Source organism: Leifsonia aquatica H1aii, assembly GCF_000633535.1.
GTDB lineage: Bacteria > Actinomycetota > Actinomycetes > Actinomycetales > Microbacteriaceae > Leifsonia > Leifsonia aquatica_A.
Map to the genome: position 1 here is coordinate 255,218 of NZ_AYMR01000006.1, position 22,025 is coordinate 277,242.

General features: G+C 71.1%; 25 protein-coding genes and 1 tRNA gene. 22 read left to right on the top strand and 4 right to left on the bottom strand.

What is annotated here, in order from left to right; all coding sequences use genetic code 11:
* Positions 1-46: 46 nt before the first annotated feature.
* From U870_RS24250 to U870_RS0105090, 3 genes are all read right to left on the bottom strand, one after another.
* Positions 47-301 carry a PLDc N-terminal domain-containing protein gene (locus U870_RS24250; protein ID WP_025156332.1) on the bottom strand — a complete coding sequence of 85 codons (255 nt, stop codon included), beginning with the start codon at positions 299-301 and terminating at the stop codon, positions 47-49.
* Between the two features lie 11 nt (positions 302-312).
* Positions 313-1,035 (bottom strand): hypothetical protein, encoded by a 723-nt coding sequence (locus U870_RS24255; RefSeq protein ID WP_162819082.1) that lies wholly within the window; start codon positions 1,033-1,035, stop codon positions 313-315.
* 89 nt (positions 1,036-1,124) lie between these two features.
* On the bottom strand, positions 1,125-2,177 hold the full coding sequence (locus U870_RS0105090; protein ID WP_025156333.1) for a LacI family DNA-binding transcriptional regulator: 1,053 nt from the start codon (positions 2,175-2,177) through the stop codon (positions 1,125-1,127).
* A gap of 150 nt (positions 2,178-2,327) precedes the next feature.
* Between U870_RS0105090 and U870_RS0105095 the strand changes: the two genes are divergently transcribed.
* The 15 genes from U870_RS0105095 to U870_RS0105165 all read left to right on the top strand — a co-directional run bounded on the left by U870_RS0105095 (position 2,328) and on the right by U870_RS0105165 (position 16,361).
* Positions 2,328-3,632, top strand: coding sequence for an extracellular solute-binding protein (locus tag U870_RS0105095; protein ID WP_029947205.1), 1,305 nt, complete (start codon positions 2,328-2,330; stop codon positions 3,630-3,632).
* A 109-nt stretch (positions 3,633-3,741) separates the two neighbouring features.
* Complete coding sequence (locus U870_RS0105100; protein WP_025156335.1) at positions 3,742-4,707, top strand: carbohydrate ABC transporter permease; 966 nt, start codon at positions 3,742-3,744, stop codon at positions 4,705-4,707.
* Positions 4,704-5,558, top strand: coding sequence for a carbohydrate ABC transporter permease (locus U870_RS0105105; protein WP_025156336.1), 855 nt, complete (start codon positions 4,704-4,706; stop codon positions 5,556-5,558). The genes U870_RS0105100 and U870_RS0105105 overlap by 4 nt, the downstream gene beginning before the upstream one ends.
* A gap of 2 nt (positions 5,559-5,560) precedes the next feature.
* Positions 5,561-7,348, top strand: coding sequence for a glycoside hydrolase family 35 protein (locus tag U870_RS0105110; RefSeq protein WP_029947208.1), 1,788 nt, complete (start codon positions 5,561-5,563; stop codon positions 7,346-7,348).
* A 109-nt stretch (positions 7,349-7,457) separates the two neighbouring features.
* Positions 7,458-8,123, top strand: coding sequence for a GntR family transcriptional regulator (locus U870_RS0105115; RefSeq protein WP_025156338.1), 666 nt, complete (start codon positions 7,458-7,460; stop codon positions 8,121-8,123).
* Between the two features lie 10 nt (positions 8,124-8,133).
* Positions 8,134-8,544, top strand: coding sequence for a hypothetical protein (locus tag U870_RS0105120; protein WP_025156339.1), 411 nt, complete (start codon positions 8,134-8,136; stop codon positions 8,542-8,544).
* Positions 8,545-8,632: 88 nt separating this feature from the next.
* A complete protein-coding gene (locus tag U870_RS0105125; RefSeq protein ID WP_025156340.1) occupies positions 8,633-9,376 on the top strand; it encodes an MBL fold metallo-hydrolase in 744 nt (247 codons plus the stop codon).
* Between the two features lie 31 nt (positions 9,377-9,407).
* Positions 9,408-10,193, top strand: coding sequence for an NAD-dependent epimerase/dehydratase family protein (locus U870_RS0105130; RefSeq protein ID WP_025156341.1), 786 nt, complete (start codon positions 9,408-9,410; stop codon positions 10,191-10,193).
* Positions 10,190-11,182, top strand: coding sequence for a phosphoglycerate dehydrogenase (locus U870_RS0105135; protein ID WP_029947210.1), 993 nt, complete (start codon positions 10,190-10,192; stop codon positions 11,180-11,182). The genes U870_RS0105130 and U870_RS0105135 overlap by 4 nt, the downstream gene beginning before the upstream one ends.
* Entirely contained in the window at positions 11,179-11,985 is an 807-nt protein-coding gene (locus U870_RS0105140) for a hydroxypyruvate isomerase family protein (protein WP_025156343.1), read from the top strand. Before U870_RS0105135 ends, U870_RS0105140 begins: the two co-directional genes overlap by 4 nt.
* Complete coding sequence (locus tag U870_RS0105145) at positions 11,982-12,668, top strand: hypothetical protein (protein ID WP_025156344.1); 687 nt, start codon at positions 11,982-11,984, stop codon at positions 12,666-12,668. Before U870_RS0105140 ends, U870_RS0105145 begins: the two co-directional genes overlap by 4 nt.
* On the top strand, positions 12,665-13,972 hold the full coding sequence (otnK, locus tag U870_RS0105150; protein ID WP_205288725.1) for a 3-oxo-tetronate kinase: 1,308 nt from the start codon (positions 12,665-12,667) through the stop codon (positions 13,970-13,972). The genes U870_RS0105145 and otnK overlap by 4 nt, the downstream gene beginning before the upstream one ends.
* A complete protein-coding gene (locus U870_RS0105155) occupies positions 13,969-14,625 on the top strand; it encodes a class II aldolase/adducin family protein (RefSeq protein WP_025156346.1) in 657 nt (218 codons plus the stop codon). The genes otnK and U870_RS0105155 overlap by 4 nt, the downstream gene beginning before the upstream one ends.
* Complete coding sequence (locus U870_RS0105160; protein ID WP_025156347.1) at positions 14,622-15,299, top strand: substrate-binding domain-containing protein; 678 nt, start codon at positions 14,622-14,624, stop codon at positions 15,297-15,299. Before U870_RS0105155 ends, U870_RS0105160 begins: the two co-directional genes overlap by 4 nt.
* Positions 15,300-15,374: 75 nt before the next feature.
* A complete protein-coding gene (locus tag U870_RS0105165; RefSeq protein WP_081815170.1) occupies positions 15,375-16,361 on the top strand; it encodes a nucleoside hydrolase in 987 nt (328 codons plus the stop codon).
* Between the two features lie 27 nt (positions 16,362-16,388).
* Here U870_RS0105165 and U870_RS0105170 read toward each other — a convergent pair whose 3' ends face one another.
* Positions 16,389-16,790 carry a cytidine deaminase gene (locus U870_RS0105170; RefSeq protein ID WP_162819083.1) on the bottom strand — a complete coding sequence of 134 codons (402 nt, stop codon included), beginning with the start codon at positions 16,788-16,790 and terminating at the stop codon, positions 16,389-16,391.
* Between the two features lie 118 nt (positions 16,791-16,908).
* Here U870_RS0105170 and U870_RS0105175 point away from each other — a divergent pair, with 118 nt between their 5' ends.
* The 7 genes from U870_RS0105175 (at position 16,909) to U870_RS0105205 (ending at position 21,973) form a co-directional block, all read left to right on the top strand.
* On the top strand, positions 16,909-18,240 hold the full coding sequence (locus U870_RS0105175) for an MFS transporter (RefSeq protein WP_025156350.1): 1,332 nt from the start codon (positions 16,909-16,911) through the stop codon (positions 18,238-18,240).
* A 99-nt stretch (positions 18,241-18,339) separates the two neighbouring features.
* Positions 18,340-18,669: a hypothetical protein gene (locus tag U870_RS0105180; RefSeq protein ID WP_025156351.1), complete on the top strand. Its 330-nt coding sequence runs from the start codon at positions 18,340-18,342 to the stop codon at positions 18,667-18,669.
* A 79-nt stretch (positions 18,670-18,748) separates the two neighbouring features.
* The gene (locus U870_RS0105185; protein ID WP_025156352.1) at positions 18,749-19,072 is read left to right on the top strand and encodes a hypothetical protein; all 324 of its coding nucleotides are present in this window, start codon (positions 18,749-18,751) and stop codon (positions 19,070-19,072) included.
* A 159-nt stretch (positions 19,073-19,231) separates the two neighbouring features.
* Positions 19,232-20,320, top strand: a complete 1,089-nt coding sequence (locus U870_RS0105190; RefSeq protein WP_162819084.1) for an AI-2E family transporter — start codon at positions 19,232-19,234, stop codon at positions 20,318-20,320.
* Between the two features lie 117 nt (positions 20,321-20,437).
* Complete coding sequence (locus U870_RS0105195) at positions 20,438-21,097, top strand: DUF2510 domain-containing protein (RefSeq protein ID WP_029947212.1); 660 nt, start codon at positions 20,438-20,440, stop codon at positions 21,095-21,097.
* A gap of 70 nt (positions 21,098-21,167) precedes the next feature.
* Positions 21,168-21,256 (top strand) — tRNA-Ser (locus U870_RS0105200).
* Positions 21,257-21,523: 267 nt separating this feature from the next.
* A complete protein-coding gene (locus tag U870_RS0105205) occupies positions 21,524-21,973 on the top strand; it encodes a hypothetical protein (RefSeq protein ID WP_025156355.1) in 450 nt (149 codons plus the stop codon).
* Positions 21,974-22,025 lie beyond the last annotated feature (52 nt).

Here is a 22,025-nt window from a genome sequence, read left to right on the forward strand (position 1 = left end):
AGGAACCCCCTGATATCGCTAGCAGTTCGGTGAGTTCCTGGGGAAGTCAAGCCGTCGGAGGACTTGTCGGCGCGTCGTCCTCTCGAGGAGCGATCTGCGTGTGTGCAGTCACGAACCAGGCGACGGCACCGATGATCGGTACGGCGATGGCGATGACGACCCACATTGCGCATTGTGCGGGTGTTGCCCATCGCGCGCGGGCGATTGCGACGATCGAGGCGATGGTCAGCCCGGCGATCAGTACCCCCAGGAGGATTCCGACCACGTCGAACGCGACGGGAATCTGCGGCTCGATGCTCATCTCGTCCCTCGCTATGAGTTCGTCTGCCAGGCGCGATCGCCACCGACATTCAGTTGCACCCACACGTTCCAACTCCCGAGATAGCCGCCATTGACGTCTGCCTGCCAACGTTGGTATGCCGCCGAACGGTCTTCGACGGGCTTCCAGAGAACCCTGACCGGCGATGAGCAACTGGTGGGATACACGCAGCGCTGAAAGCCGTAGCCTCCATCGATCATTCGATCTGCGCCGCCCTGCACCAGTGTGTAGCCGACGTTGATCGCTCCTGCGATCACCGTTCCCCATGCGCCGTCGATCTGGCACCCTGTGGCGTTCGAATAGCCCGATCCTGACTGGTATCTGCACTGCGAAATGGTCCGTGGGCCACCGTCCACTACTTCGCCGCCGCTCGGAATCTGCAGTCCGACATACGAAACCGACCCGTCGGCATAGTGCTTGACGTCATAGGAGAATCCATCCCTGACGACACCATGCGCCTCGGATACCGGAACCGCATCGGGCGCGGTTGCGTCCCAGAGCTCGCCCGCTCGCGCGCGATCGATAAGGACGTCCTGCGTCGACTCGGGGACGTCGAACCTAGAGAGAGATCTACGGAGCATCTGCTCATCGGCCGCCGTTAGGCCGTGAGGGGCGCTTTCTGCCGCGGTGGCGTGAACTGATCCGCCGACGGTTGCCGAGATAGCAAAAGCTGCCGCAAGGATTGCGGAACGAACGTGTACAGACGTCATCGTCATCTCACCCCATTGTGATGTCGAACCATCGCTGGAATGCACAATTTTAGCGGCGAAGACCGTCTCAATACCAGATATACAGATATAAAATTCTACGACTCTGCCACCGCGCGGCCCGCGGGTGCCGCCGTCGTCGAAGCCCGGACGACGAGTGTCGGCTCGACGGAGGCGGGGGCCAGCGGGGTGCCGGGGTCGGTGATGTAGCGCAGCAGGTGCTCCACGGCGAGGCGCCCCATCTCGCCGAACGGCTGGGCAACGGTCGTGAGCGACGGGGAGCAGTACTCGGCGAGCGAGATGTCGTCGACGCCGACGACCGAGATGTCCTCGGGGATGCGCCGGCCGAGCTCGTGGAAGGCGCGGATCACGCCGAACGCCATCTCGTCGCTCGACACGAACACGGCGGTCACGTCGGGGATCCGCCCGAGGATCAGGCCGTTCTGGTAGCCGGACGCGGGGGACCAGTCGCCCTTCAGCTCCGGCGGCGGGGTGATCCCTGCGGCCTCGAGGGTCCTGCGCCAGCCTTCGCTGCGGCTGACCGCGTCGAGCCACTCGGATGGGCCGGAGACGTGCCACACCGTCTCGTGGCCGAGGTCGAGCAGGTGCTGCGTGGCGAGCCGGGCGGCCTGCGACTGGTCGACCGCGACGATCTCGGTCGTGGAGGTCCGCGACCCGTCGATCGTGATCGTCGGAATCGATCGGGTGACCTCCTCGATGCCCTTGGTCACGTGGATCAGCGGCAGGGCGAGGATGATCCCCTCGACACCCTGGTCGGCCAGGCGTGACATCGCCTCCTCGATCGCTGCGGGCTCCAGCGACGGGCTGCTGGCGGTGCTGACGGCGTAGCCGGCGTCGCGCGCGGCGTTCTCCACACCGACGGTCACCGCCGTGCGGGAGTAGAAACCGGTCTGCAGCAGCACGACGCCGATCGTCCGGCTGTGGCCCGAGGACAGCATGCGGGCGGCGTTGTTCATCCGGTAGCCCAGCTGCTCGACGGCGGCGAGGACCTTGGCGCGCGTCTTCTCCTGCACGTTGGGGTGGCCGCTGAGTGCGCGCGAGACGGTCTGGGCGGAGACGCCGGCGACGCGGGCGACGTCCGTCATGCCGGGCGGCTTCGGTGCCGACTCCCGTGCTTCCATGCTGGTCATGCAGGCAATGATAGCGGGCGCATCGCTGTGATCGCGCAGATCTGCTGAGCGATTACGGCAATCGCGATCCAAGTGTTGTTATCGGTATCATTCTGTGCGACACTCGCTTCTCGAACCCGCTGAAGGGTGTCTGTGTTCAAAGGAGAGGCAGTGAAGAAGTCAGCAGCAATACGAGTGGCGGGCGCGGCGGGGGCGATCGCACTCGGCATGATGACCCTGGCCGGCTGTTCCGGAGGCAGCGGTTCGGGCTCGTCCGATTCCGGACCGGCGACGGTCACCTTCTGGGGCTGGGCCCCCGGCTACGCCGACGCGGTCAAGGCCTTCAACGCCAGTCACAAGGACGTGACGGTGAAGTACCAGGAGGTGCAGCCCGGTTCCAAGGGCGGCTACCAGAAGATGCTCAACGCCGTCACGGCGAACAACGCGCCGTGCCTCGCCCAGGTCGGCTACGAGACCCTCCCGAGCTTCGCGGCCCAGGGGGCGCTCGAAGACGTTGCGAGCTACGCCAAGGCCGACGAGAAGGACTTCCAGCCGGCCGCGTGGAAGTCGGTGAGCATCGGCGACGCCGTCTACGGTGCGCCGGTCGACACCGGCCCGATGGGCCTGTTCTACAACAAGGAGCTGTTCGACTCCCTCGGCCTCAGCGCGCCCACCACGTGGGACGAGTACAAGGCGGACGCCGAGAAGATCCACGCCTCCGACCCGAAGAAGTTCATCTCGTCGCCGTACCTCGACTACGACTACGCCGGACTCGCCTGGCAGACCGGCGCGAAGTGGTTCGACGTGGACGGCGACGCCTGGAAGGTCACCATGGCCTCCGACGCCAACGCGAAGGTGGCCGACTACTGGCAGGGCCTCGTCTCCGAGGGGCTGATCAGCAGCGCCCCGATGTACGACCAGGCCTGGTACACCGGTCTCGGCGACGGCAGCATCGCCACGGTCGTCGGCGCCGTCTGGCAGGCGGGCGTCATCAAGGGCGGCGCGGCCGACGGCTCCGGCAAGTGGGCGGTCGCCCCGATGCCGCAGTGGTCGGCGGGCGACGACCAGGTCGGCAACGCCGGGGGCTCGGCCACCGCCGTGCTCAAGGGCTGCTCGAACGCGAAGGCCGCGTGGGAGTTCGCGCACTGGCTGAGCACCGACAAGGACACCTACAACACGCTCGTCCAGAAGGCGGGCCTCTACCCGGCCGCCACCGGTCTGACCGACCTGCCCGCGCTCACGGAGGGCGACCCCTACTTCGGCGGGCAGAAGATCTTCGACGTGTTCGCCGACGCGGCGCCGCACGTCAACCCGGACTGGACCTGGGGACCGGTCATGACGAAGACCGCCGCCGACCTCGACGACGGGCTCGGCAAGGCGTGGGCCGGTCAGGGGACGATCACCGACGCGCTGAAGAGCGCGCAGGACAAGACCGTCGCCGAGCTGAAGAAGCAGGGGCTGAAGGTCTCCGAATAGGAGCCGACGGCGACAACGGGGGGCGACGGATGCGGCGGTCCGGTTCGGGACGGACCGCCGCATCCCGTCGTGAGACCGCGCGGGCGACCGCGCGCAGAGAGAAGGAATCGTGACCGACCTGGATGTCGCCGAGTACCGGGCGACCTCGCCGGCGACGGGGCGGGCCGCCCCGCAGAAGCCGCGGAAGCCGCGCCGCGCCTTCAGCTGGCGTGCGCCGCTGCTGTTCCTCGGGCCGTTCGTCGTGCTGTTCGCCGCGATGAACATCGCGCCGATCATCTACGCGTTCGTGAGCAGCCTCTTCACGGTGAAGCGGTCCGGTCTCGGGCTGACGGCTCCGACGCAGGAGTTCGACCCGTTCGCGAACTACGCTCACGCGTTCGGCGACCCCGACTTCGTCGCCTCGCTCGGCCGCGTCGCGCTCTTCGGCGTCGTGCAGGTGCCGGTCATGCTCGGCCTCGCGCTGGTGCTCGCGCTGCTCATCGACTCGAAGTCGGCCCGCGGCAAGGGCTTCTTCCGGCTGTCGAGCTTCCTGCCCTATGCGATCCCGGGCGTGAGTGCGGCGCTCGTCTGGTCGTTCATGTACTCGACCACGTCGAGCCCGATCAACCACATCCTGGAGCCCCTCGGCATCCAGTTGCCCTTCTTCGACGAGGGGACCGTGCTGTGGTCGGTGGCGAACATCGTCACCTGGAGCTGGACCGGCTACAACATGATCATCATCTACGCCGCCCTCCAGTCGATCCCGGCCGAGGTGCTGGAGGCGGCCACGCTCGACGGCGCCTCGGCGTTCCGCACCGCGTGGAGCGTCAAGATCCCGATGGTGCGCAGCGCGATCATCCTGACCGCCGTCTTCTCGATCATCGGCTCCGCCCAGCTCTACAACGAGCCGACGGTGCTGCAGCCGATCTCCGGCGGATCCGTCTCCTCCACCTTCACCCCGATCATGTCGGCGCAGGCCGCCGTCGGCGCAGGCAACTACCCGTATGCCGCCGCCCAGTCGGTCATCCTCGCGGTGATCGTCGGTGTGATCTCGTTCGTGTTCTTCCGACTCACCAGCAAAGGGGACAAGGCGTGACCCTCCTCAGCCCGCGGCGGGACACCACTCCGCTCAGCCGCACCGTCGTGATGGTGCTGCTCGCCGTCTCCACCGTCTACTTCCTCTTCCCGCTCTGGTGGCTGTTCGTCTCGGCGACCAAGCCGTTCGGCGAGCAGTTCTCGGGCAACGGCCTCTGGTTCGACGGCTTCGGGCTGTTCGACAACCTCGCCCGCCTCACCGCACAAGGCGACGGCATCTTCTGGCAGTGGATGCTGAACAGCCTGCTGTACTGCGGTGTCGGCGCCGCGATCGGCACCCTGCTCTCCGCGATGGGCGGCTACGCGCTGGCCAAGTACGACTTCCCGGGCCGCGGCGCGCTGTTCGGAGTGATCCTGGCGGCGGTGCTCGTGCCGAAGATCCTGTTCACCCTCCCGCTCTACCTGATGTTCTCCGGCGTGCACCTGATCAACAATCCGCTCGCGGTGCTCCTGCCGAGCATCGTCAGCCCGTTCGGCGTCTACCTGGCACGTGTCTTCGCGGCGCAGTCGGTGCCGGACGAGGTGATCGAGGCCGGGCGGATCGACGGGGCGAGCGAGTTCCGCATCTTCCGCGCGATCTCGACCAAGATGATGCTGCCCGCGCTCGTGACGATCTTCCTGTTCCAGTTCGTCGAGATCTGGAACAACTACCTCCTGCCGGCGATGGTGCTCGGCGACGACCGCATGCAGCCGGTGACCGTCGGGCTGGTCGGGTGGAACGCCAGCCACGTCGCCGTGCCGCCGCCCCTGGTGGTGATCGGCTCGCTGGTCTCGGTCGTGCCGCTGATCATCGCGTTCCTGGCCCTGCAGCGTTTCTGGCGCGCCGGGATGACCGCGGGGGCCGTGAAGTGACGGTGACGACGACCTCCTCGCGACTCACGCTCGAGGAGGGGGTGCTGCTGCGCGACGGCGCACCCCACCAGGTGCTCTCGGGTTCGATGCACTACTTCCGGGTGCACCCCGGCCAGTGGCGCGACCGGTTGGAGCGCCTCGCCGCCCTCGGGCTCAACACGGTCGACACGTATGTGGCGTGGAACTTCCACCAGCGGCGGGAGGACCGTCCGGCGTCGTTCGACGGCTGGTGCGACCTGGAGGCGTTCATCGCCCTGGCCGGGCAGGTCGGGCTGGACGTCATCGTGCGTCCGGGCCCGTACATCTGCGCGGAGTGGGACAACGGCGGTCTGCCTGCGTGGCTGACCGCGCGGGTCGGTATGCGCGCCCGCAGCTCCGAGCCCACCTTCCTCGCCGCCGTCTCCGAGTGGTTCGACGAGCTGCTGCCCCGGCTGGCCGCGCTGCAGGCGTCCAACGGCGGGCCGATCGTGGCCTTCCAGGTGGAGAACGAGTACGGCAGCTACGGCGACGATGCCGGGTATCTCGCCTGGCTCCGGGATGCGCTCGTCGACCGCGGCGCGACCGAACTGCTGTACACGGCGGACGGCCCGACCGATCTCATGCTCGACGGCGGCACCCTCCCCGGTGTGCTCGCGACGGCGACCTTCGGCTCGCGGGCGACGGAGGCGTTCGGCCTGCTGCGATCGCGTCGCGACGGTGAGCCGTTGCTGTGCGCGGAGTTCTGGAACGGGTGGTTCGACCACTGGGACGAACGGCACCACGTGCGCACCGTGCCGAGCGCCGACGCGACCCTCGCCGAGATCCTCGACGCCGGTGGGTCCGTCAGCCTCTATATGGCACACGGCGGGACGAACTTCGGGCTCTGGGCCGGAGCGAACCACGATGGTCGCCTGCAGCCGACGATCACCAGCTACGACTCGGACGCGCCGGTCGCCGAGCACGGGGCCGTCACGCCGAAGTTCCATGCCTTCCGGGAGCGCTTCGCCGCCCTGGGCGTCGCCCTGCCTCCGGTGCCGGCCGATCCACGCATCCTGGCGCCGCGGAGCGTGCGGGTCGAGCGCGGGGCGGAGCTGCTCCCCGCCCTCGGCATGCTGCCCGCCGCCGCGGCCCGGCCGACGCCGCCGAGCTTCGAGGAGCTGGGGATCGCCTCCGGTCTCGTGCTGTACCGCGCGACACCGCGGCTGCCGCTCGGCGACAGCACGATCACGGTCGCCGGCCTGCACGACCGCGCGCAGGTGTTCGTCGACGGCGTGTCCGTCGGCACCGTGGAGGGGGACGGCTCCGTCAGCGTGACCGGCTCCGGCGCACCCGTCGACCTGACCGTGCTGGTCGAGAACCAGGGCCGCATCAACTACGGGCCTCTGCTCGGCCAGGGCAAGGGCATCCTGGGCGGCGTGCGGGTCGGGCGGCGGCTCGTGCACGGCTGGACGGCCACCCCGATCCCGCTCGACGAGTGGTCCGTGGCAGAGCTCGCGCGACATGCCGACGGTGCGGGCCGGCCGGGCGGTCCGGGGTTCTCGACCGCCCGGTTCCGGCTCGACGCGGACGAGCCCGCCGACGCGTTCATCGCCCTGCCCGGCTTCGGGAAGGGGTTCGTGTGGGTCAACGACCTGCTCCTCGGGCGGTACTGGGAGATCGGGCCGCAGGTCACCCTGTACGTTCCGGCACCCGTGCTGCGGCCGGGCGGCAACACGGTGACGATCCTGGAGCTCGAGCACTCCGGCGACCGGATCGAGTTCCGCGCCGAGCCGGAGCTGGGGCCTCCCGAGGAGTACGTGGAGACGTTCTGAGGGCGCGCGTCGGCGGGTCCGGGCGCCGCCGACGCTAGAATCGGGCGAGGTCGGTCCGCCGACGCCGGCAGGGCGGTCGGGCCTTCCGAGTTGCGAACAGGGGTCATGGATGGTTGAGCGGATAACACTGAGGCAGCCGATCGCCGATCAGATGTACGAGGTGTTGCTGCACCAGTTCATGTCGGGCGAGCGTGCGGCGGGGGAGAGCCTCAACATCGGCGCCCTCTCGCGCGAGCTCGCCGTCAGCCAGACCCCGCTCCGGGAGGCGCTGGCCCGGCTCGAGCACACCGGCCTCGTCGAGCGCGAGGCCCTGCGCGGCTACCGGGTCGCGCCCGCGATGACGCGCGAGGAGGTCGAGCAGCTCAAGGAGGCGCGCCTCCAGTTGGAGCCGTGGCTCGCCCGCGAGGCGGCCGCTCGCCGCACGGACGACTTCATCGCCGCGCTGACCGAGACCCTCGACGACTTCGACCGGTCCGCCGAGGTCGCCGATGTCGAGACCGAGGGTTTCGACCTCTACTGGCGTTCGGACGACCGGTTCCACATGTTGATCGCCGCACAGTCGGGCAACACGTTCCTCGAGCTGGCCTACGGAGCGCTCGGCGGCCAGATCCAGCGCTTCAGGCTGTTCTCCAAGGTCGGCCGCACGGGCGCCCAGGGAGCGGCGCCGGAGCACCGCGCGATCTTCGAGGCGCTCGACGCGGGTGACGGCGACGCCGCAGATGCCGCGATGCGCACGCACATCGCGGGCGCGACCGAGCGGCTCCTCGCCCGCTGAGGAGGCCTCCGTGCGCGTCCGCACCCCTGTCGCCAAGGCGGGACTGATCGTCGCCGGCTACGCCGGCGTGGTGCTGGCCGTGATCCCGGTCGCCGTCTCCACCACCGCGGCGTGGGGCGTCGCGACGGGGAGCGGGATCGTCCTGCTGCTCGTGCTGGCGCTCACCCGCGTCTTCCGCGGTGAGAACGAGTCCGATGCGCCGCGCGCCTGGTGGCGCATGACGGCGCGTCCGGCGGCGGGGTACGTGCTGGGCCTCGGGTTCGCTCTCCAGGCGGTCGGCGCGACGGCCTCGGCGGCGCCGGAGTCGGCGCCCGCGGCGTGGATCGGCTGCCTGGTGTCGCTGGTCATCGCCGCGGCCTATCTGAACTCGGCCGTCCGTCTCGGCGCCGGGGCGCCGGACCGCCCAGCGACCGACGGTTAGAGCGGGAGCGCGGGTGCAGGAGCGCTTTGACTTCGACGTGGTATCGCTATACTATAGCGATACCAACCACGAGGGAGAGGATGAGGGCGTGAACTCCTACACCGCGCATCCGATCGTCGACGGGTTCCCCGGCAAATCGCACTCGCACGGGGCCTTCGGCTGGAGCAGCCTGTGGCTGCTCGACGACGGCGCGCGGCGGGTGCTGATCGACGCGGGGCAGCCGGCGTACATCCCGCTCATCCACGAGGGCCTCGACCGGCTCGGCCTGACGCCGTCCGACATCACGGATGTGCTGATCACGCACCTGCACTGGGACCACGTTGCGAACTTCACCATGTTCGAGAACGCCACCACCTGGGTGGGGGAGGCCGAGCTCGCCTGGGCCGCGCAGCTGCCGGCCGGCACCACGTTCATCCCCGACCTCCACGTGCGCGAGCTGCTCCGCCGCACCGAGGGCGTCGAGCGGATGGCGCCGGACCAGGAGGTCCTCCCGGGCATCCACGCGATCGCCAGCCCGGGCCACACCCCGAACCACCTCGCGTTCTTCGCCGAGCGCACCGACGACCGGCTGGTGTTCGCGGGGGACGCGGTGAAGAACATCCACGAGCTCGCCACCGGTCTGGCCGACTCCACGCTGGACGCGGACGCCAGTGCCGCGACGATCGACCGGCTGCGTTCCCTGCTGACGGACACCGCGGGCCTCCTGGTGCCCGGACACGACGTCGCGCTGCGGCTCGACGGCGGGACGGTCGAGCGGGTGCGCCCGCAGCGCGCCGCCATCGGGTACTTCCCCGGCGCCACGGGCGGCGAGCAGGACCGGAGCATCCAGTGAGCCGCTCGACCGGCACGACGAAGGGACGACGATGACCGCAGTGCTCTACACCGGGGGCACCGGACGGATGGGCCGGGTGATCCGCGAGGGACTCGCCGGCCGCTACGACCGCGTGGTGCTCTACGCCCGCAGCGCACCCGACGAACCGCTGCACCCGGGGGAGGAGGTCGTCGTCGGCGATCTCGCCGATCTGGACGCGCTGGAGCGCGCGGCCGCCGGCATCGACGTCATCGTCCACCTCGGCGGCATCGCCGACGAGGCGCCCTTCGAGCAGATCCGTGCCGCCAACATCGACGGCACCTACAACGTCTACGAGGCCGCACGGCGGGCCGGCGTGCGCCGAGTGGTCTACGCCAGTTCCAACCACGTGGTCGGCTTCCACCCGGCCTCCGAGGTGCTGGACGAGTCCGCACCGCTGCGCCCCGACACCTACTACGGCGTGTCCAAGGCGTTCGGCGAGGCGCTCGCGTCGCTGTACCACGACAAGTGGGGAGTGGAGTCGGTGCTCCTGCGCATCGGCACCTTCCGTCCCGAGCCGGAGGACCGACGCCAGCTCGCGCTCTGGCTGAGCTGGCGCGACGGCATCGAGCTCACCCGCTGTGCGATCGAGAGCGGGCCGGTCGGCTGCCAGGTCGTCTACGGCTGCTCGGCGAACGCCGACGGCTGGTGGGACGGCCGGGCGGGCTGGGCCGCGATCGGCTTCCGCCCGCAGGACGACGCCGCCGACCACGCCGGCGCCGTCGACCACGCGGCCGCCGCGCCGCGGTTCCACGGCGGTGCTTTCACCGCATCCGACTACGAGGGAGGGATCTGGTGAGCGCCGCCGCCGAATCCATCGATGTCCTGATCACCACCGCGTTCCTGCAGCCGGGCGACGAGGTCGACGAGACGCTGCGGGCGGCGGGGCTGCGCACGCACCACGCGCCGGAGCTGGCGGCCCTGCCCGCGACGGAGCGGGCGCGCATCCTGTCGCAGGTGCGGGGCATCATCGCGGGCACGCAGCCGCTGCGCGCGGCCGACCTGGAGCAGGCGCTGCGGCTCGAGATCGTGGTGCGCACGGGTGTCGGCTACGACAGCGTCGACGTCGCCGCCGCGACCGCGCAGGGGGTCCCCGTGTGCGTGACGGCCGGTGCCAACCGGCAGGCGGTCGCCGAGCATGTCTTCGCCCTGATGCTCGCCGCCGCGCGCCGCGTGCCGGAGAACATCGAGAACCTCGCCGCCGGCCGCTGGCAGCAGCTCACCGGACGGGAGCTGCACGGTGCCACGCTCGGCATCCTGGGCCTCGGGTCGATCGGCAAGGCCGTCGCCGGCATCGCCCGCGGGTTCGGGATGCGCGTCATCGCCTACGACCCGTACTTCGACGAGGACTTCGCGGCGGCCAACGGCATCCGTCGCGCCACCCTCGACGAGGTCGTGTCCGAGGCCGACTTCATCACCCTCCACCTCTTCCTCGACGACTCCACGCGCAACCTGATCGACGCCGAGCGCCTCGCCGCGATGAAGAGCGACGCGATCCTCGTCAACACCGCGCGCGGTGGGATCGTGGACGAGGACGCCCTCGTCGCCGCCGTGCGCGACGGCGTCATCGGCGGGGCGGCACTCGACGTCTTCGCCGCCGAACCGCTGCCGGCCGACAGTCCGCTGCTGCACACCCCCGGCATCGTGGCGACCACGCACGTGGCCGGGGCGACCCGCGAGGCCCGCGGCGAGTCCGGCCGGATGGCCGCCGCCAACGTGATCGGTGTGCTGGCCGGCGATGCGCCCCGCTTCGTCGTCAACCCCGACTACCAGGCGGTGCCCGCATGATCGTCGAGACCGCGGGCGGCCCCGTGCGGCTCGCCGCCAACCTGAAGTGGCTGTTCACCGAGCTGCCGTTCGAGCAGCGGTTCGACGCCGCCGCGGCCGCCGGATTCAGCGGCGTCGAGTTCGCGTCGCCCTACGACCTCCCGGCGGAGCGGGTCCGCCGCCTGCTGGACGCGGCGGGACTGGAGCAGGTGCTGATCAACACGCCGGCCGGCCCGGCCGGCTCCCCGACGGTGATGGGGGCGGCGTACGTGCCCGAGGCGCGGGAGGAGTTCCGCGCGGGCGTGGACCGCGCGCTGCAGTACGCGACCGTGCTCGGCACCTCGGTCGTCCACGTCATGTCGGGGCTGCGGCCGGACGGGGTCGACGCGGACCGCGCCTTCGCCTCCTACGTCGCCAACATCGGCTGGGCCGCCGAGCGGGCCCGGGGTACGGGGGTGCGCATCGCGCTGGAGGCCATCAACAAGCGCGACCAGCCGCGCTACGGCCTGGCGACGATGGAGACCGCGGCCGCGGTGGCCGAGGCCGTCGATCCCGAGACCGTCGGCGTGCTCTTCGACGTCTACCACGCGCAGGTCGACGGCGGGGACCTGATCACCCGCTTCGACCGGCTGCTCCCGCGCATCGCGCACATCCAGGTGGCGGACAACCCCGGTCGCGGCGAGCCGGGAACGGGTGAGATCGCCTACGACCGGGTGCTCGCTCACATCGCCGCCGGCAGCTACGACGGCTGGATCGGCTGCGAGTACGGTCCCGTCGCGGGCACCGTCGACGGCCTGGCCTGGACAGAGAGGATCGCGCGATGACCCCCGCGGACGCGACCGCCCCCGTGAAGATCGCCCTGATCAGCGCGACCCCGCTGGCCATCCCGCCCGCCGCGGCCGCCCTGGCCGACGCGCTGCCCGACGGCACGGTCTGGAACCTGCTCGACGACCGCCTGCTCGCCGATGCGGAGCTGCAGGGCGGGATCACGCCGCCGCTCGCCGCGCGCATGGACCACCTGATCGAGCTCGCGCTCGCCGGTGGAGCGGACGGCGTGCTGCTGACCTGCTCGCAGTTCGGCGCCCGCGCCGACGTGCGCGATCGCGCCGCCGATCCGGCGGCCGTGCTCTCCGCCGACGGCCCGCTCTTCGCCGAGGCGGTCGAGCACCGGCCGGCGCGCGTGCTCCTCGTCGCCTCCCTGGACTCGGCGGCCGCCGACAGCGCGGAGCGCCTCGCCCAGGCGTTCGCCGCCGCAGGCTCCGCCGCCGTCGTCGTGCCGGTGGTGGTGTCCGCCGCTGCCCGTCCGGCTCCCGGCGACCGCCTCGACGCGGTGCTCGGCTCGGCCATCGCGGCGGTCGAGGAACCCTACGACCTCGTGGTGCTCGCCCAGTACTCGCTCGCCGCGGCCGCCGACGCGCTCGCGGAACGGTTCGGCGTGCCCGTGCTCGACGGTCCGCGCGCGGCCGCGCGGCGGCTCGCCGCCGAGATCGCCGAGCGTATCCGATGAGCACGCCGCCGCGGGCCGCCGTCCGCCCGATGCTCGGTGTCGTCGCCGACGACGTCACCGGGGCCACCGACGTCGCCGCCGCCCTGAGCCGGGCCGGGCTGCGCACCCTGCTCTCCCTGACCAGCGACCTCGGTGACCCGGAGACCGCCGCGGAGACCGCAGCGGACGCCGCCGCGGGCGACTCGGCCGTCGACGCGATCGTCGTCGGCCTGAAGACCCGCTCCCTGCCCGCCGCCGAGGCCGTCGCCCAGAGCCTGGCGGCCGTCGACGCCCTCCGCCGTCGCGGTGCGCGCCAGTTCTACGTGAAGTACTGCTCGACGTTCGACTCCACCGCCGAGGGGAACATCGGGCCGATCACCGAAGCTCTGGCCGTGCGGCTCGGGGCGCGGACCGTCGTGACGACGCCCGCCGCCCCGCTGCACGGCCGGACCGTCTACCAGGGCCACCTCTTCGTCGGAGACGCTCTGCTGGACGAGACGCACATGCGCGAGCACCCGATCACCCCGATGCGGGACTCGTCGGTGCCGCGCCTCCTCCGGCCCCAGAGTGCCGGTGCTGTGGGGCTGCTGCCGCTCGACGCGGTGCGCGCGGGAGCCGTGCAGGTGCGGGAGCGGATCGCAGCGGCCGAGGCCGACGGCATCGGCCAGCTCGTGGCGGACGCCGTGAGCGAGGACGACCTCTCGACCCTCGCGGAGGCGATCGACGACGCGGTGCTGGTCGCCGGATCCGCGGGGCTGATCGGTGCGATGGCGCTGCGCCGTCCGCGGTCGGAGGCCGCCGCCGTTCCTCCGCCCACCGCGCGCACCGCGATCATCGCGGGCAGTTGCTCGCGACGCACGCTGGAGCAGATCGACCGCTTCCGCGCGACCGAGGCGCCGTCCCACCACATCGTCGCCACCGCAGGCGACACCGCGACGAGCCTCGCCGAACGGGCGCTCGCCTGGTGGGACGAGCTGCCCGAGGGCGCCTCCGGACTGCTCTACTCGTCCAGCCCCGCCGACGAGCGCGCGAGCACCGTCGCGGGCGCGGCCGAACTGTACGAGCAGGCGGCGGGCCGGATCGCGGCCGGACTGGCGCAGCGCGGCGTGCAACGGATGCTCATCGCCGGCGGCGAGACCTCGGGTGCGGTGATCCGCGCCCTCGGCACCGGGACGGCCATCGTGGGGGAGGAGGCCGCCCTCGGCGCCCCCTGGATCCACGACGTCGAGCACGACCTGCACCTGGTGCTCAAGTCGGGCAACTTCGGCGAGCCCGGACTGTTCGTCGACGTCGCCCTGCGCGACGCGGTCGAGGCCGGGCGATGAGCGACCACGCGAACCCCGCCGCCCTGGCCGTCGAGCGGGTGGCCCACGACATCCACCGTCGCGGACTGACCCACGGCCGCACCGGCAACCTCGCGGTGCGCGACGGGGAGCGGGTGCTCGTCACCCCGACCGGCGTCAGCCTGGGCGACGTGACCGCTGCGGACCTCTCCATCGTCGACCTGGCCGGCACCCACCTCGCCGGCCCGCGCCCGACCAAGGAAGCCTTCCTGCACGTCGCCGTGCTCCGCGCGCGCCCCGGTGACAACGCGGTCGTGCACACCCACTCCGTGCACGCGGCCGCGCTCTCCTGCCTGGACGGGCTGGACCCCGAGCGGCCGCTGCCCCCGCTGACCGCCTACTACGGCATGCGCGTGGGTGCGCTGCGGCTTCTGCCGTACTCCGCTCCGGGCGACCCCGCGGCCGCGGACGCCGTGGAGGAGGCCGCGCGCGCCTCCCACGCGCTCCTGCTGCGCAATCACGGCCCGGTCGTCGCCGGCGCCGATCTCGCCGAGGCGCTCGACGCGCTGGAGGAGCTCGAGCACACCGCGCAGCTCTTCCTCCTCACCCGCGGGCTCCGGACGGCATCGCTCTCCGACGAACAGGTCGCCGCCCTCCAGCCCCGAACGACCACCGGAAAGGCCCCCACCCCATGATCACCCTCTACAGCGGACTCGTCGTCCGCCAGCCGCTGGTCGAGACCGTGATCCCGGTCTTCGAGGCGGAGCACGGCGTGCGTGTCGAGGCGACGTTCGAGCCGACGACCCGGCTGCTGCAGCGCATCGAGGACGGCGACCGCCCGGACCTCGTGCTCGGCGTGGCGTCGTCCGTGCGCGACCTGGCCCGCGACGGCGTCGTCGACGCGGCGGCGATCGAGGACATCGCGGTCTCTGCGGTGGGCTTCGCGCGGCTCCCCGAGACCCCGGCGCCCGCCGACTCCGGCGCGCAGACCTTCCTGGATTACCTGATGGCCGCCCGCGCCGTCGCCTACACGCTCTCGGGCGCCAGCGGCCTCCACTTCATCGCGGTGCTCCGCGAGCACGGGCTGTTGGAGCGCCTCGACGAGCGGGCGGTGCGGTTCGAGTCGGGCCTGACCGCGGAGGCGGTCGTCGACGGCCGCGCCGACATCGCCGTGCAGCAGGTGAGCGAGCTGCGCTCGGTCGCCGGTCCGCACGTGGTGGAGCCGATCCCGCACGAACTCCAGGCGTACGCGCGCTTCGCGATCGGCGCGCGCACCGGCGCCCCCCAGGCGGCCAGGGACTTCGCCCGGCTGCTGACGGAGCCCTCCGCGCAGGAGGCGTTCGCCGCGGCCGGGCTCAGCCGCCCCTGACGCCGCGCGACCGGCACCCTCGCTCCGAGAGCACCCGAGAACATCCGAGAACGAACCGAGAAGGAAGCTGGACCGATGAGAAAAGTCGTGGTCGACACCGACACCGGCGTGGACGACGCCCTGGCGCTGATGCTGCTGGCAGCGGACCCCGAGGTGGAGATCCTCGCCGTGCTGAGCGTCTTCGGCAACACCCACGGCGACCGCGCCGCCGACAATGCCCGCTACGTGCTGGACACCTGCGGCCGGCAGGATGTGCCCGTCTACCGGGGGGCGGATGCGCCGCTGAAGCAGGAGTTGCGCCTGTCGGCGGGCATCCACGGCGACGACGGGTTCGGCAACACCGGGCTGCGGCCAGCCGCACCGGTGCCTGCCGAGCCGCGCGGCGTCCCAGTCCTCCTCGAGCTGGTCGAGGCGCACGACGGCGAGATCGACTACGTCGCCCTCGGCCCGCAGACCAACCTGGCGATCGCGCTGCAGACCGAGCCCGCGCTGATGCAGCGGCTGCGGAGCACGACCATCGTCGGCACCCTGGGCCCGGCGCTCTACCACGACACCGAGCCGTGGGCCGATCGGCGCTTCCGCGTCTCCCGCGACCCGAACGTCTCCTTCGACATCGATGCGGCCCAGGAGGTCGCCGCGCGGGAGGGGGACATCACCTGGTGCGGACCCTACGTCACCCGTCAGGCCATGGTGCCCGAGGACTTCTTCCTCGAGATCGCGGCCTCGACCGGCTTCGCCCCGGCGGAGCTGATCACGAAGATCAGCGCGGACTACGCCGGCTTCTACACGCGGTCGTACCCGCAGCCCGACGGCAAGCGGATCATGGGCATCAACGACAGCCTCGCCGTGGCGAGCCTGCTGCGCCCGGACCTCGTGGCCGGGTCGGTGCAGCGACCGCTGCAGACGTTCGAGGACCCGCAGACCGGCGACCGCTACCTCGCCGGCGTGCATCCGGTGCGGGGCGAGACGCGTCCCCTCCACCGGGTGATCTTCGACATGGACTTCGACGGCGTGCTGGAGCTGATCGGCGATGTGCTGCGCCGGCCGCTGCCCTGGCGCTGATCGCCGGGCCGGCGGCGCCGGGCGCGCTCAGTCGTACGAGCGCGCCCGCACCCACGGCATCGGGAGCAGCTCGGGCGAGGTGACGGCGACCACCGCGTCGCCGGCGTCCACCAGCACGCGCACCCCCGGGGCCAGCGCCGGGACCAGCTCGCGGCACACCCCGCACGGGTTGATCACCCGCGGCACGTCGTCCTCGCCGAGCCCGACCGCCACGATCGTCTCGAGCTCCGCCTCCCCGGCGAGCTTGGCGTTCGCGATCGCCGTGCTCTCCGCGCAGACGCTCACCCGCGGAGAGCGGAGGCTCACCCCGAGGTACACCGCACCGGTCGCGCCACGCACCGCCGCGGCCACCCGGACCGCGGCGGGGTCATGCACCCGGACCAGCGCGGCCGAGGCCTCCGCGATCAGCGTCTCGTCGGTCGTCGTCATCGTGTGAACCATCGTCGGCTCCCTTTCCGTGAGTGCGGCTATCGCTATACTATAGTTTTGACAGCCTCCCGAATCCCCCCAACCTCCCCGATCTGCGATGAGCGAAGGAGCTCACAGAATGTTGGAAAACCAGGACACCGCGGCCCCCGCGACCTCCTCCTCGACCCCCGCCGGCTCCCGGCCGCACACCACCCGCAACCTGTTCGCGCTCAGCGCCGGGCACGCGCTCGAGTGGTTCGACTGGGCGATGTTCGGTCTGCTGTCCGTCTACATCGGCAACGCGTTCTTCCCGGGCTCCAGCCCCGCGGCGTCGACACTGAACTCTCTCGCCGTCTTCGCGGTCGGTTTCGTCGCCCGCCCGGTCGGCGGTGTCGTGTTCGGCCTCGTGGCCGACCGCATCGGCCGCAAGGTCGTCATGCTCTGGGCCGTCGGCGCCACCGCGCTCGCCAGCCTGATCATCGGCTTCCTGCCGACCCACGAGGTGCTCGGCATCTGGGCCGGCATCATCGTCCTCGTCATGCGCCTCGTCCAGGGCTTCTCGACCGGCATCGAGGCGCCGCTGAGCAACGCGTACGGCGTGGAGCTGGTGCCCGACCGCCCGGGCTACGTCGCCGGGTTCATGTCGTTCTTCAACAACCTGGGCAACCTCCTGGCGCCCCTGACCGCGTTCACGGCCAGCGCGCTGCTCGGCCCGACCGGCATGGCCGCGTACGGCTGGCGCATCCCGTTCATCCTCGGTGGCCTGCTCGGCTTCATCGTGCTGTGGCTGCGGCGGTCGCTGCCCGAGACGCTCGGGTCCGAGGACGGCGTGGCCGACCCGGGCACGATCGCCACCCGCACCGAGTCGATCCGGGTCTGGCGCGGCGTGCGCCACTACTGGCTCAGCATCGTCGCGGTCATCTTCGTGGTCGGTGCGATCCAGGCCTACAACTACACCTGGCTCTCCGGGCTGCCGTCTCTGGCGACGGGCACGTTCGAGGAGGACCCGACCAGCGTCTTCGCGGTGAGCACCACGCTCAGCGTCGTGCTGACGATCGGCGCGCTCGTCCTCAGCCGGTTCCTGGACAAGTGGGCGCTCTCGCGCTGGTTCGTCCTCAGCCGTGCGCTGGCCATCCCGACGATCTTCCTCGTGCTGCTCTACACCGGAAACGGGGTCGGCTCGCTCGCCGCCGTGATGCTCGGCGGCTCGCTGGTGCTGCTGCTCAACCTGACGATCTACAACACGGTCGCCAACTCGCTCCTCCCGCAGTACTGCCGCGGCACCGCGGTCGGCATCGGCTACGGCGTCGGCGTCGCGCTCTTCGGCGGCACCGCGTCGTATCTCTTCGTGTGGCTGCAGAGCGTCGGGCTCGGCAACGTGTTCCCGATCTATGTCGCGGTGCTGTGCGCGATCAGCCTGGTGCTCTACCTGCTGGCCAAGCGCCGCCACGGCGTCTTCTACGGCAAGTAGGAGAGCAGGGCGGCCCTACGCCCTCGAAGCCCTCGGCGCCCCCAGCCGGGGGCTTCGTCGCGTCCGTGGAGCGTCCGGGCGGCGGTATACATTCGTCGCATGGAACCCGTGCGCTCCTGCCCGAGCCGCAGCGACGGCCGGCGCTGCACCCGGCCGTTGGGGCATCCCGGGCTGCACCGTCACCGCGGCGCGATGTGGAGCGACCTGTCGGCCGATCCGCCGCGCTGCCCCGGTTCGGGCGTCGCCGGGTCGCCCGCTGCGTCGCTGCCCGACGGGTTCCCGGGCGGCCGCGCCCTGTGCCGGAACTGCCTGCGCTTCGTGGCTCTCGACGCACCCGGCCGACTGGTCGAGCACGACACGGCCGATCCGGGGGAGTCCGGCGTCGAGGCGGGACGCCGGCGCGACTGGTTCAACACGCACGGCTGGTGACGTGCCGCCACCGCGGTCGGTACTGGCCGCACGGCCGTGCGGGGAGTTGGATGGGTCGCATCCGGCCGAGAGGAACCCCATGACCGACAGCCCCGAGACCGCCTTCGACCTGCTGGCGAGCCAGCTGCTGCAGGATCCCGACCTCGACGTCTCCGTGACGGCCACCGGGCTGCATGTGCGCGGGCGCCTGTTCGCCTACCTCGACGGCGACACGCTCGCGGTCGACCTGCCGTCCCCGCGGGCGGGCGATCTGGTGGGGCGCGAGGTCGCCTCCCGCGTCCCCGCCGCCCGCGCCGAGGCCAAGGGTGCGTGGGTGCGGATCGCGGATGCCGAGGATTGGCCCGAGCTCGCCGCGGAGGCGCACCAGTTCGTCGGCGAGCCCGCGGTGGGCATGGATTCCTGACCCGTCACCTCCGGGGTCCGATGTCAACCGTTTTGCTGGAGCGCCGCGCGCGGTGAGGATGAGGTGGTGCCGTTCGAAAGGAGACCTCTCATGGAGCTGCGCTGGAGTCGTCCGCGATCGGACGGGGGTCGCGCCCCCGAGTCGAGCGTGCCGCACGGGGTGAGAGCAGCATCCGAGTGGTCCTGGCGGCTGCTCGTGATCCTGGGTCTCGCGGCGGTGGTGGTCTACCTGGTCATGGTGTTCCAGGAGATCGTCATCCCGCTGCTCGTCGCGCTGCTGGTCTCCGCGCTGCTGCAGCCCGCCGTCGCCGCCCTCGAGCGCCGCCGGTGGCCGAAGTGGCTGGCGATCGTGGTGACGCTGGTGGCGTTCGCCGCGGTCGTGGCCGCACTGGTGACCCTGGTCGTGTGGCAGGTGCGGGCCGGCCTCCCGCAGCTGGAGCGGGAGTCGGTCGCCGCCTACGACCGCGCCAGGGTCGTGCTGCGCCAGCCGCCGTGGAGCGTCAGCGACCAGCAGCTCTCCGGCTACATCGCCAGCCTCGGCGACCTCATCCGCAAGGACAGCGGGCAGATCATCGGCGGGGCGGTCCGCGTCGGGTCCACCACCGGCCATCTGCTCGCCGGTGCCCTCATCGCCGTCTTCGCCACCATCTTCATGCTCATCGACGGCGGCGGCATCTGGCGCTGGATCACCCGGCTGTTCCCGCGCGGGGGGCGCCCGGCGATCTCCGCCGCGGGCGACGCGGGCTGGCAGACGCTGACCAGTTTCGTGCGGGTGCAGATCCTCGTCGCCACGGTGAACGGCGTCGGGATCGGGCTCGTCGCGTTCTTCCTGGGGCTGCCGCTCGCCATCCCGATCGGCGTCGTCGTGCTGCTGGCCTCCTTCATCCCGGTCATCGGCGCCATCGTCTCGGGCATCATCGCCGTGGTCATCGCCCTGGTCTTCGCCGGACCGGTGCAGGCGATCATCATGCTCGCCGGCGTGCTGCTCGTGCACCTGCTCGAGGCCCACGTCATGCAGCCGCTCCTCGTGGGAGGGGCAGTGAAGGTGCACCCGCTGGCCGTCGTGGTCGGTGTGGCCGCCGGCACCGGCATCGCCGGGGTCGCGGGCGCCCTGTTCGCCGTTCCCCTCATCGCGGTCGCCAACGCGATGGTGACAGCCCTGTTGCGCGCCACGAAGGGGCACCCTCCCGCGAACGACCCCGGCCCGGCCCCGGTGACGGCCGCGGATCCGGACCCCGGAACCGCTTGACCGGAGGGAGTCCGGTCGGGCGCGCCGTACTCGGGGCGTGCCGATCGGGGCGTCCGAGGCGGTGACGGTAGGGTCGCAGGGGCGGCCGGATGGGGCCGCGGGATGGAGGCGCGCACGATGACCGACGCGAACGGGACCCCCGGAGGAGCCGCACCCGGCTGGTACAGCGACCCGTACGGCGCCGCGCCCCAGCGCTGGTGGGACGGCACCCAGTGGACCGCGGACGTCTCCCAGCCCGTCGTCCCCCAGCCCGCTCAGGTCCACTACGCCCCGAAGCGTCCCGCGCTGAACCCGGCCACCCCGGTCGGCACCGTGTGGATCTGGCTGGTCGTCCTGCTCCCGCTGGTCACCCTCGCGATGCTGCCGTTCCTGCGCTTCGACTTCACGTCGTACTTCTACACGACGATGCACGCGTCGCCCCAGAACATCCCGGACCCCTTCGTCCTGCTCGGCGGCCCGATGTACTTCGTGCTCGTGCTCGTCGGCTGGCTGATCTGGGCGGTCACCGTCGTGCTCAGCTGGCTGGACTACCGCGAGCTCACCCGCCGCGGTGTCGTGCGCCCGTTCCACTGGGCGTGGTCGTTCCTCAGCTCCCTGGTCTACGTGATCGGCCGCACCGTCATCGTCCGCGGCGTCGCCGACCGCCGCGGAATGGCCCCGCTGTGGGGAGCGATCGCCGTGACCGTGCTCTCGTTCATCGTCACGATGATCTGGACGGTGACCCTCCTCTCCGGCATGTTCAACGACATCGCGCGCCTCACCGCATACGGAGCCTGAGAATCCCGTGTCCATGGCGGCCGCTCGCGTCCGTTATGATGGCAGTCGTGCGCCTGCTCGCGGGCGCCGAGGAGACGTCGCATAGTTCGGCCTAGTGCACCACCCTGCTAAGGTGGAGTCCCCGCAAGGGGACCGAGGGTTCAAATCCCTCCGTCTCCGCCGATCGAACCACCCCCGGAATCCCAGTGATTTCGGGGGTTTTCACGTATCGGCGATGGATTTGCCGCATCGTGCCCACAGATTCAGAGCAGGCCATCGTGCAGGGAGCGACCGGTGCCGCTGTAGGCCCGTTCGCTTCTCCTGCTTCCGGCGATCGGATGCGCGAGCCGAACCGGCTGCGGGACGTCGACGCAGAGCAGCCGTGACCTGCCGCACGAATCCCGGACACGCTGGTACTGTCAGCCGACGGCATTCCGGAGGGGATCGATGACGCGCAACGAGTCGGACGCGATGGCGGGGGAGACCTGGTCGCTGCCGGTCGCCTGGGTGGGGTTCCTGGTGCTCATCATGGCGGTCCTGGCTGTCGCCGGTGTATCTCTCCTGGTTCAGACCGTGGCAGGCCATGCCGGTCCGCCGTTGTGGTTCCTCGTGATCTGGTTCGGTTTCCTTGGATGGAACGTCTACTGGTGGCTCTTCCGTGTTGCGTATCGTGTCGATCTCGTCGGTGAGACGTTGCACTGGAAAGCACCACTCAAGAGCGGAGAACTGCCCGTGAGTGATATCACCAGTGTCGGAAGGTTCTGGGGGACTGTCTTCACCTGCGTTCTTCGAGCGCCTGGTCACCAGTCGGTGGTCGTCTTCACACAGCTCCGCTCGTTCGAGCCGATGCTCGCCGCGCTGAATCGGCTCAACCCGGCTGTGCCTCCCCACCAGTAGTCATCTTGGGAGGAGTGGCGGCGTGACGAAGAGTGCTCGGCCGCGCTAGAGG

What these genes read in the sequence shown, in the direction of transcription:
- U870_RS0105170 (WP_162819083.1), bottom strand. Translation starts at nt 16,790, where the DNA reads ATGACGACGACCGACGAGACGCTGATCGCGGAGGCCTCGGCCGCGCTG.
- U870_RS0105130 (WP_025156341.1), top strand. Translation starts at nt 9,408, where the DNA reads ATGACCGCAGTGCTCTACACCGGGGGCACCGGACGGATGGGCCGGGTG.
- U870_RS0105145 (WP_025156344.1), top strand. Translation starts at nt 11,982, where the DNA reads ATGACCCCCGCGGACGCGACCGCCCCCGTGAAGATCGCCCTGATCAGC.
- U870_RS0105195 (WP_029947212.1), top strand. Translation starts at nt 20,438, where the DNA reads ATGACCGACGCGAACGGGACCCCCGGAGGAGCCGCACCCGGCTGGTAC.
- U870_RS0105090 (WP_025156333.1), bottom strand. Translation starts at nt 2,177, where the DNA reads ATGACCAGCATGGAAGCACGGGAGTCGGCACCGAAGCCGCCCGGCATG.
- otnK (WP_205288725.1), top strand. Translation starts at nt 12,665, where the DNA reads ATGAGCACGCCGCCGCGGGCCGCCGTCCGCCCGATGCTCGGTGTCGTC.
- U870_RS0105180 (WP_025156351.1), top strand. Translation starts at nt 18,340, where the DNA reads ATGGAACCCGTGCGCTCCTGCCCGAGCCGCAGCGACGGCCGGCGCTGC.
- U870_RS0105160 (WP_025156347.1), top strand. Translation starts at nt 14,622, where the DNA reads ATGATCACCCTCTACAGCGGACTCGTCGTCCGCCAGCCGCTGGTCGAG.
- U870_RS0105165 (WP_081815170.1), top strand. Translation starts at nt 15,375, where the DNA reads ATGAGAAAAGTCGTGGTCGACACCGACACCGGCGTGGACGACGCCCTG.
- U870_RS0105155 (WP_025156346.1), top strand. Translation starts at nt 13,969, where the DNA reads ATGAGCGACCACGCGAACCCCGCCGCCCTGGCCGTCGAGCGGGTGGCC.
- U870_RS0105175 (WP_025156350.1), top strand. Translation starts at nt 16,909, where the DNA reads ATGTTGGAAAACCAGGACACCGCGGCCCCCGCGACCTCCTCCTCGACC.
- U870_RS0105115 (WP_025156338.1), top strand. Translation starts at nt 7,458, where the DNA reads ATGGTTGAGCGGATAACACTGAGGCAGCCGATCGCCGATCAGATGTAC.
- U870_RS24250 (WP_025156332.1), bottom strand. Translation starts at nt 301, where the DNA reads ATGAGCATCGAGCCGCAGATTCCCGTCGCGTTCGACGTGGTCGGAATC.
- U870_RS0105185 (WP_025156352.1), top strand. Translation starts at nt 18,749, where the DNA reads ATGACCGACAGCCCCGAGACCGCCTTCGACCTGCTGGCGAGCCAGCTG.
- U870_RS24255 (WP_162819082.1), bottom strand. Translation starts at nt 1,035, where the DNA reads ATGACGATGACGTCTGTACACGTTCGTTCCGCAATCCTTGCGGCAGCT.
- U870_RS0105205 (WP_025156355.1), top strand. Translation starts at nt 21,524, where the DNA reads ATGACGCGCAACGAGTCGGACGCGATGGCGGGGGAGACCTGGTCGCTG.
- U870_RS0105140 (WP_025156343.1), top strand. Translation starts at nt 11,179, where the DNA reads ATGATCGTCGAGACCGCGGGCGGCCCCGTGCGGCTCGCCGCCAACCTG.